Origin of the sequence: Magnetospirillum sulfuroxidans (genome assembly GCF_018224925.1) — a bacterium.
Classification (GTDB): domain Bacteria; phylum Pseudomonadota; class Alphaproteobacteria; order Rhodospirillales; family Magnetospirillaceae; genus Magnetospirillum; species Magnetospirillum sulfuroxidans.
In genome coordinates this window covers 151,319-164,827 of record NZ_JAGTUF010000005.1, presented here as the reverse complement: position 1 = coordinate 164,827, position 13,509 = coordinate 151,319, and the positions used below count along the sequence as shown (strand labels likewise).

At 61.1% G+C, this 13,509-nt stretch carries 9 protein-coding genes; 3 read left to right on the top strand and 6 right to left on the bottom strand.

From position 1 onward, the window contains the following. Positions 1 to 95 precede the first annotated feature (95 nt). Positions 96 to 1,826 (top strand): sensor histidine kinase, encoded by a 1,731-nt coding sequence (locus KEC16_RS08200; RefSeq protein WP_211547706.1) that lies wholly within the window; start codon positions 96 to 98, stop codon positions 1,824 to 1,826. A 301-nt stretch (positions 1,827 to 2,127) separates the two neighbouring features. Here the strand turns inward: KEC16_RS08200 and KEC16_RS08195 are convergent, their stop codons facing one another. The 6 genes from KEC16_RS08195 to KEC16_RS08170 form a co-directional block, all read right to left on the bottom strand. Further along, positions 2,128 to 2,697 (bottom strand): DUF2087 domain-containing protein, encoded by a 570-nt coding sequence (locus tag KEC16_RS08195; protein WP_211547704.1) that lies wholly within the window; start codon positions 2,695 to 2,697, stop codon positions 2,128 to 2,130. Between the two features lie 267 nt (positions 2,698 to 2,964). Further along, positions 2,965 to 3,858 (bottom strand): phosphoribulokinase, encoded by an 894-nt coding sequence (locus KEC16_RS08190; RefSeq protein WP_211547702.1) that lies wholly within the window; start codon positions 3,856 to 3,858, stop codon positions 2,965 to 2,967. A 147-nt stretch (positions 3,859 to 4,005) separates the two neighbouring features. Then, positions 4,006 to 5,391 carry a ribulose-bisphosphate carboxylase gene (locus KEC16_RS08185; protein ID WP_211547700.1) on the bottom strand — a complete coding sequence of 462 codons (1,386 nt, stop codon included), beginning with the start codon at positions 5,389 to 5,391 and terminating at the stop codon, positions 4,006 to 4,008. Between the two features lie 148 nt (positions 5,392 to 5,539). Continuing rightward, positions 5,540 to 6,889, bottom strand: coding sequence for an oxygen-independent coproporphyrinogen III oxidase (hemN, locus tag KEC16_RS08180; protein ID WP_211547698.1), 1,350 nt, complete (start codon positions 6,887 to 6,889; stop codon positions 5,540 to 5,542). Positions 6,890 to 6,969: 80 nt separating this feature from the next. Next, positions 6,970 to 9,411, bottom strand: a complete 2,442-nt coding sequence (locus KEC16_RS08175) for a PAS domain S-box protein (protein ID WP_211547696.1) — start codon at positions 9,409 to 9,411, stop codon at positions 6,970 to 6,972. 76 nt (positions 9,412 to 9,487) lie between these two features. After that, positions 9,488 to 11,893, bottom strand: a complete 2,406-nt coding sequence (locus tag KEC16_RS08170; RefSeq protein WP_211547694.1) for an ATP-binding protein — start codon at positions 11,891 to 11,893, stop codon at positions 9,488 to 9,490. A gap of 315 nt (positions 11,894 to 12,208) precedes the next feature. Between KEC16_RS08170 and KEC16_RS08165 the strand changes: the two genes are divergently transcribed. After that, positions 12,209 to 12,646, top strand: coding sequence for an RrF2 family transcriptional regulator (locus KEC16_RS08165; protein ID WP_211547692.1), 438 nt, complete (start codon positions 12,209 to 12,211; stop codon positions 12,644 to 12,646). 72 nt (positions 12,647 to 12,718) lie between these two features. Next, positions 12,719 to 13,501: a response regulator gene (locus KEC16_RS08160; protein ID WP_211547690.1), complete on the top strand. Its 783-nt coding sequence runs from the start codon at positions 12,719 to 12,721 to the stop codon at positions 13,499 to 13,501. Positions 13,502 to 13,509 lie beyond the last annotated feature (8 nt).

Below are 13,509 nucleotides of genomic sequence, written 5' to 3'. Positions count from 1 at the left end.
CTCGGGATGGCCGCCGCCGCACAGGGATGGGCGTTGGACTTGGACTTTAGTCCCAAGACCAAGGCGGCGGCCACACATTTGCGGGAAGGACGGCGATGATCGGCGCCGCCCCCGTCGGTGCGGTCAAGTTCCATGGCGCCCGTGCGGTTGCCGTGTTCGGTATCGTGCTGTTGCTGCTGGTCTGGATCGGCATCATCGCCAGCCTGAATTCCGAGCATCAGCGGGTCTTGGCCGATACGCGCGCCGATACCGCCAATCTGGCCCGCGCTTTCGACGAACATATCCAGCGGACCATCGCCGGGCTTGACCAGACGTTGCTTTATTTGCGCGCCGAGTTCCAGCAAGACCCCGTTCACTTCGACCTTAACCGCTCGGTGGCCAACAACGTCATCTTGAAGCGGGTTTCAGTCCAGATCGCCCGCATTGATGCCAAGGGGTGGCTGGCTGACAGCAATGTCCCTGGCTTTAAGCCGGTGGACCTGTCCGACCGTGAACATTTTCGCGTTCACCGCCAGGACAATAGCGATCAATTATTTGTCAGTAAGCCGGTTCTGGGCCGGACTTCGGGCAAATGGTCCATTCAGCTGACCCGTCGTCTGGATGACACCAACGGTAATTTCGCCGGGGTTTTGGTGATCTCCCTCGATCCCAATTATCTGGGCGAGATTTACGGCTCGATTAATGTCGGTGACAACGGCGTTATCGCGGTGATCGGCACCGATGGCGTGGCTCGGGTTGCCTCTAATGGCGGTGGCGCGTTTCTGGGGCGCAATTTGGACGGCGGCGCTGTCCTTGACGCGGTTCAGGCGCGTCAGGCGGTGACGGTGCAGGCTTTGGGGCCGTTGGATCGGACCGAACGTATCGTCAGCCTGCGTCCGTTGCCCAGCCTACCGCTCTCGGTGCTGGTCGGGCGGGCCAAATCCGAGGCTTTGGCCGTGTATGATCGGTCGCGGACGTGGCATCTGCTGATTGGCGGCATTGTCAGCTTCGCCTTGGGGGCGGCGCTGCTGGTGTTGTACCGAATGGTCAAGATGCAAGAATCCATCGCTGCCGATCTGGCGGTGAAAAAATCGGAATTGTTGGCCAGCCGGGTCCGTCTGCGCCGTTATGTGGCTGATCTTGAACGCATCGCCGAAGTGGCCGCGCATGATTTGCAAGAACCGCTGCGCCGGGTCGTCGCTTATGCCCAGCTCTTGTCCAGCCATGTGGCTTCGGCCCTGGATGACGAAGGCAGGGGCTATGTCGCCCATGTGGTCGATGGGGCGCAGCGCATGCGCAAGCTGGTCAAGGATCTTGAGGCGTTTGTCGCCGTCGATCAAATGCCCGAATCCGATGGCGAAGTGGCTGTCGGCGCGGCGATCGGCACCGCCATGGATCGTCTGGGCGAACAAATTCGGGCCGCCGGGGCCAGTATCTTGGTTGATCCCATGCCTTCGGCGGCGATCGACGAGCGGGCGTTGACGGAAATATTCACCCAATTGCTCGACAACGCCATTCGCTATCACGCCCATTCGCGCAAGCCGGTGATCCGGGTAAGCGTTGCCTGCGAAGGCGATCAACTGGTGTTTTCGGTGATCGATAACGGCGCCGGCATCGATCCCTATGATCGGGTCCGCCTGTTCGAGATTTTTCACCGGCTGGAAGGCATTGACGGCCATTCCGGCACCGGGATCGGCTTGGCCATCGTCCGCCGCATGGTCGAGCACATGGGCGGCCGGGTCTGTGTCGAGTCGCAATTGGGCGAAGGCAGTACCTTTAGTTTCTCGCTGCCGCGCCGCAAGCCGGTCCACCTCACTTTGGTTGGTCGCGAGGTGCAAGCCGCCTGACGTTATTCCCCTCGTTTGCTTTCGTCGTCCCCGAACCCTAAAGGCGAAAGCAAGCGTTCGAGAGAGGTTCCGCCCCAACGGAACCTCTCTCACACCTAACCGTAATGGGGTTTTCCGCCTCACGTCCCCGAACCCCAGTGCAGCGGAAAATCCCAGGAGGGAGAACGGCCCCCAAACGTTCTTCCTCCAGTCTTGTCGCCGCCGGAAACGTCCCCGAACCCCAGTGACCGGCGGTAGGCAAAGAAGGGGGGAGTGTCCCCAACACTCCCCCCTTCACCTTATTCATCCCGGTGGTCGGAACTCACCGGGATTTGCTGTCAGGGGCGTCGCGCCGCAACCGGATGTGCCGGATCAGGGCGGCGGCTTCGGCCGGTGGCGGCTGTTCCAGGCGCCGGTATTGCCGGCAATCTGGGGTGCGAGTGACAAGTCCCTGATCGAAAAGCGCGCGGCGCAACAGCGCATGATCGCCGAACAGGTGTTCGGCGGTCAGTCTTTCGTTGATTTGAGCCTCGGTGAGAACTTGAGCCGGTGGCACCACCGACCACAACACCCACAGACAGAGCAATCGTTGGTGCGCCTTTGGCGGCCAGCGGATCAGTTGTCCCGATGGGGTGAAGTGGCGGGCGGTGCGTTCGACCCGGCGGAAATCAACCACGGCCGGGGCGGGCAGGGCCGGTGGGTGATCCAGGCGGTCCTGGGCTTGGGCTTGGGCGCGGAAATGCTGGTAGTTCTGATAGCCGGCGGATCGGGCCAGCATGTTCAGCATTTGCACATGGCTTGGTTTTTGACTGAGCGCTTCAAGTTCGCGGCTCAGGCTGCGCGCCAGGATGGATACATCATGGGCGGCAAAAGGGAAGGTTGTTCTAGGCATCACTCATCCTCGACAATGTGCCGATCGTGAACGGATTGTCGCTGGTCGCTGCCTTACGACTCGGCACAGGATAAGTGTCTGTCGAATTGAATTTGGCAGGTTTAGCTTCCCTTTCGGGACAGCGACGCCTTGGTGAACTGCCGACCGGGGGCGAAACTATACCCTTGGGCCGTGAATTTCAAGTAATCCCGCATTCCGACAAAAATCCGGCGCCCCGGTTGCCCAGGACGCCGGTAGTTTTGGTCCCCCGTCGGCTCATGGGGACCGTCAGCCCATCAAGGACTTGCGGTCTTCCATGATCCGGCGAAGGATCGGGGTAAGGATCAATTCCATGGCCAAGCCCATCTTGCCGCCGGGGACGACGATGGTGTTGCGCCGGCTCATCCACGAATCCTTGATCATTTGCAGCAGGAACGGGAAGTCGACGCGGAAGCGGTCGGGCTTGCGGAAGCGAATGACCACCAAGCTTTCATCCGCCGACGGGATATCGCGGGCGATGATCGGGTCCGAGGTGTCGACGATGGGCACGCGCTGAAAGTTGATATCGGTCAGTTTGAATTGCGGCACGATGAAGTGAACATAATCGTGCATGCGGCGCAGGATGGTTTCCATCACCGCTTCTTCCGAATAGCCGCGCATATGGGTGTCGCGGTGGATTTTTTGAATCCATTCCAGATTGAGCACCGGCACCACGCCGATCTTCAGATCGGCATGCTGGGCGACGTTGTTTTCCTTGGTGACGATGCAGCCGTGCAGTCCTTCATAGAACAGCAAATCGGTGTTGTCGGCCATGTCCTCCCACGGGGTGAACTCGCCCGATTTGACGTTGTGCTGGGCGAAGCGGTGGGCTTCCTCGTCGTTATGGACATAGAAACGGCGGCGGCCGCGCCCGGTTTCGCCATAGCGCTGGAATAATTCCTCTAATTCACCGAACAGATTGGCCTCGGCGCCGAAATGGGAAAAGGTGCGATTGCCGGTTTTCTCGGCTTCGGCCATGGCCTTTTTCATGTCCACGCGGTTGAAGCGATGGAAGCTGTCACCTTCGATGATCGCCGGCTTGATGCCTTCGCGCCGGAACATGTGTTCGAACGATTCCTTGACCGTGGAAGTGCCGGCGCCGGACGAACCGGTGACGGCGATGATGGGATGCTTCCTCGACATGCTGGGCCTTCCTCTCTCTCCGAACCGGAGCAGGGGGCGGGCTTATTGGCCGCCCGCACTTCCCTTACTCCAATTTTTTTGACCACTCCACAAAGCAGTCTGTATTTAGCCCCTCCTTCGTTTGGGCGAAGGAGGGGCTAAACAGGGTCAGCGCACCTTCAACTTGTCGCGCCAGCCGGGATAAATCTTGTCGGCGTCGTCGGGGAAGCTTTCAAAGGCTCCCTTCAGTTCCGGGTGTTCCAGGGCGAAATCGACCAGATTGACGCCTCGGACCCAGGCTTCGTGCGCCAGATGCAGCGACTTGGCCCCCACCGTGCCGCCGTCCTTGTGGCCGAAAGCGCCACCGCCCGAGGTCTGAATGACGTTGGAATGGCCCAGGTTTTCAAAAAATCCAGGCAGCCGCAAGGCGTTCATCCCGCCCGAGATGATCGGCGTCGTCGCCTTCATGCCTTGCCAGTCCTGGCGGTAATACAGGCCATCGGCGAGGTCGCGTTCCAGCATGTAGGCGACCATCTTTTCGTCCTTGTCGCCCTCCATCTTGCCATAGCCCATGGTGCCGGTATGGATGCCCGACGCCCCTTGCAGGCGGGCCATCTTCATATGGGTCAGCACCGAATAGCCGCGCTTGGATTGCTTGGAGGTGACGGCGCCATGGCCGGCGCGATGATAATGCAGGAATTGGCCGGGGAAATAGCGCCGGGCCAAGGTGATGGCGGTCGGGCCGCCGACATAGCCGTCGACGAGAAAGGCCACGTGGTTGGCGTTTTCGCCGAAGGTTTCCAAGATCATTTCGCCGCGCTTGATCATCTCGAACGGATCGTCGGCGGTGATGTTGGCGGAAAACAGCTTGGCCGCACCGGTTGTATCTTGGGCGCGGCGCATGGCGTCGGCGACCAGCGGGATCACCTCGCGCATGGGGGCGAACACCTGATTGCCCTGGGGCTCGTCATTCTTGATGAAATCGCCGCCCAGCCAGAATTGGTGGCAGGCATCGGCGAACGGCTTGGGCCGCAGGCCCAGCTTGGGCTTGATGATGGTGCCGACCACCATGCCGCCGTTCACCTGTGGGCGTCCCAGCACCCGCCACATGTCGCCGATGTTCATGGCCGGGCCATCGAACAATTGCAACATGGCCGGCGGCACCCAGAAATCATGCATCTTGGCGTATTCGACGTCGCTCATGCCCTGATTGTTGCCGATGGACAGCGTCAGGAACGACACGATCATGGCGCGACCGTCGCTGATGTTGCGGTCGAACAAATCATTGGGATAGGCGATCTTCATCAGGAAGTCGCCGTCCGCCTGTTCGGTGACTTCATAGACCAGGGCATCGACGCCACGGGTGAAGTCGTCGGTGGTGCACACTTCCACATTGGTGCCGGTGGAGGATTCGGCGGCGAAATGGGCGGCGGTGGCCACCGGGTCATGGCCCGGCTTGGGCTTCATGATATAAGCGCACAGCACATGACGGCCTTGGGCCATCAACTCGGCTTCTTTCAGGCGCAGGTTACAATAGCGTTTCGACTGGTCCATCTTGTCGATCCCTCGCGTCTTTGTTGCTGGCTTTATTAACCGCAGCATGCCTGGGGACAAGAGCAACCGGAACACCCGGGCGGGGTGGATGGACAAATTACATGGGTGGGGCTTTTACCGCCCCAGTGGGGCGGCGCCGGGTGGGGGGCTACACCGCCTTGGAGTGGCGTTGTTCGCCTTTCTTCAAATATTTGTCGAAAATGGCGGCGGCGGCGCGCACCAAGGTGCGGCCTTCGTCGGTCATGACGATGTGGCGGCCGTTCAATCGGGCCAGGCCGTCTTCCATCATCGGCGCCAGCTTGATCAGATCGTCGTCGAATTGGGCTGGATTGGCGCCATGACGGGCGCAGACCGCGTCGACATCCAGTTCCAGGTCGCACATCAGGCTCATGATCAGGTCACGGCGCAGATGATCATCGGCATCCATGGCGACGCCGCGCGAGGTGGCCAATCGACCGGCGCGCATGGCGTCCAGATAATGATGGGTTTCGCCGACATTGGCGACATAGCCCTGGGGCAACGAGCCGATCCCCGATGAGCCCAGGCCGACCAGGACGTCGGCGCTGTCGGTGGTATAGCCCTGGAAATTGCGGTGCAGGCGCTTTTCCGCCAAGGCGATGGCCAGCGGGTCGTCAGGGGCGGCGAAATGGTCAAGGCCGATCTTGACGTAGCCCAAATCCTCCAATCGCTTGGTTCCCAACTCGTATTGGTCCCAGCGGGTATCGATGTCGGGCAGGGCGGCTTCGGGAATCAGGCGCTGGTGCTTCTTCATCCACGGCACATGGGCATAGCCGAACAGGGCGATGCGGCGCGGGCGGAAGCCATGGGCCTTGTCGATGGTGTCCAGCAGGCCGTCAACGGTCTGATAGGGCAGGCCATAGACCAGATCCATGTTGATTTCCGGCACCCCGTGCTTGCGCAGCCAGGCGATGACGTTGGCGGTGACGTCATAGGGCTGGATGCGGTTGATGGCTTCTTGCACCTTGGGGTCGAAATCCTGCACGCCGATGGAGGCGCGGGTGACGCCGACGCTGGCCATGGCTTGGACATAGGTTTCGTCGGCGGTGCGCGGGTCCAGCTCGACGGCGATTTCGGCGTCGGGCTTCAAGATGAAATGCTGGCGCAAGGTCTCGACGGTGCGGACGAAATCCTCGGGGGTCAGAATGGTCGGGCTGCCGCCGCCGAAATGGACGTGGCGCGCGGTCATCTTGGCCGGCAGATGCTTGGCCACCAGATCGACTTCGGTCAGCAGCGCTTCAAGATAGGTGGCGACCGGGGCGTATTTGCGGGTGATCTTGGTGTGGCAGCCGCAGAACCAGCACATTTCGGCGCAATAGGCGATATGCAGATACAGCGACAATTCGGTGGCCGGGTCCAATTGCCCCAGCCATTGGCCGTATTGGTCGGGGCCGATGCCGGGATGGAAATGCGGCGCCGTCGGGTACGAGGTGTAACGGGGAACACGCAGGTCGTACTTGGCCGAAAGGTCGCGTCGCATCAGGGTTCTTTCCAATAAAACTAAACGAGTGAGACCCTACCTCTCAAGGCAGGGCAATTTCAACAATCCGTCCTGTGGGGTTACTCGGCCGGTTGCGCCGGCAGCAGGCGGCTGGCGGGGAAATGCAAGGTAACGACGGTGCCTTGCCCCGGCGTGCTGGAGATGGCCAAGTGGCCGCCATGCATGTCCATGAAGCGGCGCGCCAGCGGCAATCCCAGACCAGCGCCATCGAAGCGGCGGGACAAACTTGACTCGGCTTGGCCGAAGGGGGCCATGATCTTGGTCATGTCGTCGGCATGAATGCCGATACCGCTGTCGCTGACGATGATATCCAGGCCGTTGTCAGCCGTCTGGACCGATATGGTGACCTTGCCGCCGGCGGCAGTGAACTTGACGGCATTGGCCAAGATATTGGCGATGGTCTGCTTGATGCGGCGTTCATCGCCATGCAGGCCGGGCAGATCGTCGGGGATGTGCTCGACGATGCGCAGGCCGGCGGCCTTGGCCCGCTCGCTGACCAATTGGACGCTGATGCGCACGGTCTGGGCCACGTCCATATCCATTTCCATCAGGGCGAAGCGGCCGACTTCCAGGCGGGCGACGTCCAAGATGTCGTTGATCAGCGTCAGCAAATGACGGCCGGATTCGTTGATGTCGTGGGCGTAATCCCGGTATAGCCTGGTTTCCAGCGGTCCCAGCAATTCGTTTTCGATGATTTCGGAAAAGCCGATGATGGCGTTGAGCGGCGTGCGCAGTTCGTGGCTCATGGTGGCCAGGAACTCGGTCTTGGCCCGGTTGGACAGTTCCGCCGCTTCTCGCGCCTCGGCCATGGCCATTTCGGCCAGCTTGCGGGTGGTGATGTCGTGCAGCGCCAACAAGGCGGAGGGCGCGCCCTGGGCGTTGTCGACCGGGGTTATGGTGATTTCATAGGTCTTGCCGTTGAGATCAGCCACCCATTCGCCTCGGGTCGGGGCGTTGTCATCTTCCAGATTGCCGATGGCGGGTTGGAAATAATCGCGGGCACGCAGGCCGATGACCGGGCCAAAGGTCTGTTCCAGGGCCGGATTGGCGTATTCGAAATGACCTTCGGCGTCGATCAGCGCGATCAGATCCTTGGTCGAGGCGAAGACCCGGCGCAGGTTGGCGTGTTCCAGTTCCAAGGTCAGACGCAAGGTGCGGATTTCGGTGACGTCTTCCTTGAAGGCGATGTAGCTGTCCACATGTCCGTCGCCATCCTTGACCGGGGCGACGGTCATGGATTCCCAATAGACCGAGCCATCCTTGCGCTGGTTGACGATTTCGCCGCGCCAATCCTGGCCGGCCTTGATGGCGGCCCACAATTCGGCGAACACTTCGGCCGGGGTCTGGTCCGAGCGCAGCATGCGCGGCGAATGTCCCAGAACTTCGTCGCGATGATAGCCGGTCATGGTGGTGAAGGCCGGGTTGACGTATTCGATCAGGCCTTGAGCGTCGCTGATCAGCACCGAAACCGGGCTTTGTTCGACGGCGCGGAACAGTTTGCGGGCTTCTTCTTCCCACAAGACGGCGCGCCGTTCCGACCGGCGCAGTGATTCCAAGCTCAGGCCAACCAGGATGATCACCCCCAGCACCACCAGGAAAAAGGTGAAGCGCGTGCTTTTCAGGTTTTCCTGGATCGCCTTTTCCATGTCGCTGGACATGTGGTCTTCGGCCCGGGTGTAAAGCTTGAGCAAGGCGACATGGGCATCGTCCCAGGCCTGGCGGTCCTTGTCGCCCAGCATGCCCGACAAAGCCTGATTGTGCAGTCGTTCGACCATGCCGACGATGGGGCCTTGGACGATGTCGTCGAACGATTTTATCTGTGGGGCCGAAGCATGGGTGCGGAAGGATTCCAGGAAAGCCCGCGCCTCGGCGTTGTTTTCGGCCAGGGATTGGCGGTTGAATTCGCCGTTTTGATTGGGGGTGGACAACAGCACGCGGGCCCGACCGATGCGGTCCTTCAGATTGCCCAGATCCATATAGGCCGAGATGATCCGCGACAGGTCGGCGGGGGCCATGGTGGTGGCCAAGGCGGTCAAGCCGGTGATGGCCCGGCTGTAGCCGGCGCTGGCGGCGCTGGCGGTGGCGTCAAGATCGACCGCCGCACGCAAGGTGCCCAATTGCGCCGGATTAAGGATGTTGGACCGATCGGGAACGCGGGCGGCGATTTCCGGCATCAGCAAGGCGGCCGACAACGTCTTTAGCCGCTCGTCGGTATTAAGGCGCTGTGCTTCCAGTTCATAGCGGGTCTGCAAGTCATCGCGATTGACGCTTCGCGCCGACAACACCCGTTCGCTTTCCAATTCCCGCGTCAGCGATTGCGCGGCGCGGGCGATCTGCGCCGCCACCAGCAAATCGGCGCTGTCGCGATAGGCATCCATCTTTTCTTCCACCACCCAGGCGGAAAATGTCACCAGCGCCAAAATGGGGGCGACGACGGCGATGATCAGTCGATAGCGGCCGAGGAGGGTGGATTGTTCGTAAGGGGTCGGGGGCGCGGTCATGACGGGAGTATCTCCCCAAAATCCGCATCACACAATCACGAGACTTTTTTTACGTCGCGTGGCCGCGGCGATGGATTTAACGTCGCGTGGCCGCGGCGATGGAGTGATACAGCGCCGCCGGCGTCAGCGGTCGCCCCAGCAGGCCCCGGCATCGTTCCAGACGCTCGATCCCAAGGGCCGGATCGGGATAGCCGATCAGCAAAAAGGGCGTGTGGGACAGGTGGGCGGCGTCGGCACAGGTGAAGCCATCGGCGGAAACCACCGCCAGATCAAAGGGGGCCTGGGTCGTGACCGCGCGGTCCGAGGCGGCGCGGGCGGAATCCGCATTGGCGACGCGGACGACGGCGGCGCCTTCTTGCTCGGTCAGGCGGGCGATCTGCGAACGTTCGCCGGTATCGGGCGACAGCACCAGCAAGCGCAATCCCATCAGATCGATGGCCGGCATTTGCCGTGGCGCGACGTCGGCGCTTTGGCGCAACGGCAGATCGACGGTGAAGGTGCTGCCGATGCCGACTTGGCTATGCACGCTCATGTCGCCATCCATCATGCGCACCAGCCGATAGGTGATGGACAACCCCAATCCGGTGCCGCCAAAACGCCGTGGGGTGGAAATGTCCGCTTGGGTGAAGGGCTGGAACAGCTGTTGCCGCGCCTCGTCGGCGATGCCGATGCCGGTATCGGTGACGATCAGGCGAACCCGCTGACACCCCAAGGATGCTTCGACATATTGCAAGAACACGGAAACGTGGCCCGATTGGGTGAATTTCACCGCATTGCCAATCAGGTTGTAAAGAATCTGGCGCAGCCGGGTCGGGTCGCCGCGCAGGCCGATGGGAATGGATGGATCGTGGAAGCCGTATAGCCGCACCCCCTTGTCGCGGGCCTGCGGCGTTTCCGCCATGATCACCCCTTCCAGCAGGTGGGGCAGGTCCAGCGAAACGCTTTCCAGCCGCAGCCGTCCGGCTTCGATGCGGGAAAAATCCAGCACGTCATCGACGATTTTCAGCAATGACAGGCCGGTTTCGCGGATGGTGGCGATCACGTGTTCCTGGTCCGGGGCCAAGGGCGATTGATGCAGGTCGCGCAGCATGTCCATGATGCCGTTCATGGGGGTGCGGATTTCATGGGTCATCGCCGCCAGAAACGACGATTTCGCCTGATTGGCGGTTTCCGCCTGTTCCTTGGCCTGGGTCAACTGATCCATGGCGATGGTTCGTTCGGTCGCGGTCAGTTGGAATTTATCTAGCACGCGGTTGAACACCTGGGCGATTTCCGCCGCCTCGGCACCTTCGGCTTCGGGGACCAGCAGTTTCGAGAAGGGCGCGCCTTGTTCATGCGCTTCCATCTGCTCGAGCAATTCATGCAAGGTGCGGCGTTTGGCTTCTTCGTGGTGGGCGCTGATTTTGGCGCGCTCTTCCTCGAGCCGGGCTTTATCAAGGGCATTGCGGCGAAACACGGCGATGGTTCGGGCCATCGCCGCCAATTCGTCGGGAAGGTTCGGGGCGTCGATATCTTGGGACCAATCGCCACGGGCGCCCGCTTCCATCACCGCGCGCAGACGCAGCAGCGGCTGGCGGATGGATTGACCGATCAGCCAACTGGCGATGACGCCCATGGTCAGCAAGATCACCCCCAGGCCGATGCCGGCCAGGGCGGTGCGTCGGGGCAGGGTGGAGGATTGGCTTTGCAGCGAGGCTTCGCGGTCGTGCCCGCGTGAGATCATGCGGTCGATGGCCGAGGCCATGATCGCTTGGTTGGCGTCGATATCGCGGGCCAAGATCCGGGCACGGTCGTCAAAGGCCCGCGCCATGGCCTCGATACCTTCATCCATGCGCACGGTGCGCCGGCCGATCACCGTCAGGGTCTCGCGCTGTAATTCGCTGGTGGCCCGCTGGGTCAGGTGCGGCACCGATTGAATAACCTGCCCCAGGGATTCGTGCGCGGCATCGGCCTTAAGCGGGGTGCCGCCGAAATAAAAGGTGTTGATGGCGATGATGGCGGCGATGAAGCTTTCGTGCGATTTGGCCAGGGCCGGGGCCAAGGGGGTGGCGCGGTCGTTGCGGATGGACGAGTTCAAGATGGCGTAAAGCCCCGACATTTCGCCGGCGGCCTGGACGATATCGGCCTCGTAGATGCGGGAGACTTCGGCGTTGATGGCCTTTAATTGCTGGAAACCGGTGATGAAACGCCGCGCAGCTTCGTTCAATTGCGAGATTTCCTCGCTTTCGCCGTTTTCGCGGGTGGCGGTGGACAGGGCGGCGAACAGATCCTCGGACCTGCGCGAAATTTCCTTCATCACCTCGTCGGTGGGGGCGTTCAGATATTGGCGGATCAGGCTTTGCAAGCGGTTGGCCTGGGCGTCGATATCCGACAATTGTCGGCCGCGTTCCTGGACCAGCCGCAATTCCTCGATGTCGTGGCTGACCAGCGAGGCGCTTTGCCATCCCAACAGGCCGACGGCCAGGGCGATGGCGGCGTTCATGGCCACGACCAGTGGTATACGCCATGCAATCGGTATGTGCCTGATCCACCGGCTGACGTGGCCGTCGCTCATGGCTGGTGGTATCGATGCCTTATCTGGCCCCACGAACTATCCCCCCCATGGGCTGTACCACCAAGACCATCCCCAATCCTGGCGTCCCGAGACAGCACTAGTTGTATCCGCCGCCGCCGCCGATGGAAAGGCGCTTTGTCCATCATCGCCATCGGCATGGGGGGCATGACGAAGCATGGCTTGACCCTTTATCGCAACCATTAGAAGATGCCACTTAACCTTAAGGATAATACGATCAATGCCATGCGTCTGACACTACACACCGACTATGCCTTGCGGGTTCTGGTTCATGTCGGCCTGCGTGGCGGCGAGCTGGTCACCATCAACGAAATCGCCGAAAGCCATGGCATTTCCAAAAATCACCTGACCAAGGTGGTGCACCAATTGGGCCGCGCCGGTTTCTTGGAAACCGTGCGGGGGAAATACGGCGGTATCCGCCTGCTGGTCGAACCGACGGCCTTGCGGCTGGGGGAATTCGTTCGTCGGGTCGAAGACGATTTCGCCCTGGCCCATTGCATGCGCGACAATGGCGACGATAAATGCCGGGTCAGTGCCAATTGTCTGGCCCGGCAAGCCTTTGGTCAGGGCATTTCGGCGTTTTTCGAGGCGTTGAATGCCCATACCCTGGCCGACATGATCGCGGCTGAACGCAATCTTGCTCCTTTGTCTGCCTGCGGTTGATTGTTGCGGGCTATTCCGTTTGCGCCGGAACTGGTGTATCGGTGAACGCACAATCTTGATAGGGGGAAGGGCATGTCAGCTTTCGATTCGGGCGATAACGAAAACGAACGCCGTGTCATCTCTGAATTCCTTGAGGAATTGCGCGATACCGCCAGTTCCTTGCAGGTTCTGGTTGGCAATATGCGCTCTCATAGCGTTTCGGCCGAAGATGGCTTGGCGACGCTCAAGCGCGAGGCCAGCAACCTGCGCAGCCACGCCCAGGCCTTGAATGTGCCGCTGATCAAGCTGGTGACCCATCGTCTGGACGAATATGTCGGCGAGTTGAAGGTGGCCGAGTCTGCCCAGCTTGATGAAATCCAGGTTTTCGTCGATCGCATCGAAAAGCTGGCCGATGGCGAACAGGTCACCGACAGCGATGTGCCGTCGGTCATGCGTTCGTTACCGGCCAAGCGTGCCGCTGACGTTGATTTCGGTCCGATCGAACAAAAAAACGTCGAAGTGCTGATGGTGGTGCCGGAAAAGGCCATGGCGCGTATCGTCGAACGCGAATTGGCCGCTTGCGGCTATCGCACCTCGGTGGTGCGCAATCCGTTCGAAGCGTTGGAAAACGTTGTTCACACACGCCCGGACATGGTCATCGCCTCGATGGAATTGGGGATCTTGACCGGCGTCGATCTGGGCTGCGCCCTGGCCGCCATGCCGGTGACCCAAGGCATTCCGTTCGCCGTGCTGACCAGCTATTCCTGGGGCCATCCCAAGCTGGCGGGGTTGCCGCCGCGGGCGGCGCTGATCCGCAAGGGGGCTCAGTTCGGCGACGATCTGGCCGAAAGCTTGTCGCGCTTCAACATCACCTGAGATTGCAG

What these genes read in the sequence shown, in the direction of transcription:
- KEC16_RS08200 (WP_211547706.1), top strand. Translation starts at nt 96, where the DNA reads ATGATCGGCGCCGCCCCCGTCGGTGCGGTCAAGTTCCATGGCGCCCGT.
- KEC16_RS08195 (WP_211547704.1), bottom strand. Translation starts at nt 2,697, where the DNA reads ATGCCTAGAACAACCTTCCCTTTTGCCGCCCATGATGTATCCATCCTG.
- KEC16_RS08190 (WP_211547702.1), bottom strand. Translation starts at nt 3,858, where the DNA reads ATGTCGAGGAAGCATCCCATCATCGCCGTCACCGGTTCGTCCGGCGCC.
- KEC16_RS08185 (WP_211547700.1), bottom strand. Translation starts at nt 5,391, where the DNA reads ATGGACCAGTCGAAACGCTATTGTAACCTGCGCCTGAAAGAAGCCGAG.
- hemN (WP_211547698.1), bottom strand. Translation starts at nt 6,889, where the DNA reads ATGCGACGCGACCTTTCGGCCAAGTACGACCTGCGTGTTCCCCGTTAC.
- KEC16_RS08175 (WP_211547696.1), bottom strand. Translation starts at nt 9,411, where the DNA reads ATGACCGCGCCCCCGACCCCTTACGAACAATCCACCCTCCTCGGCCGC.
- KEC16_RS08170 (WP_211547694.1), bottom strand. Translation starts at nt 11,893, where the DNA reads ATGAACGCCGCCATCGCCCTGGCCGTCGGCCTGTTGGGATGGCAAAGC.
- KEC16_RS08165 (WP_211547692.1), top strand. Translation starts at nt 12,209, where the DNA reads ATGCGTCTGACACTACACACCGACTATGCCTTGCGGGTTCTGGTTCAT.
- KEC16_RS08160 (WP_211547690.1), top strand. Translation starts at nt 12,719, where the DNA reads ATGTCAGCTTTCGATTCGGGCGATAACGAAAACGAACGCCGTGTCATC.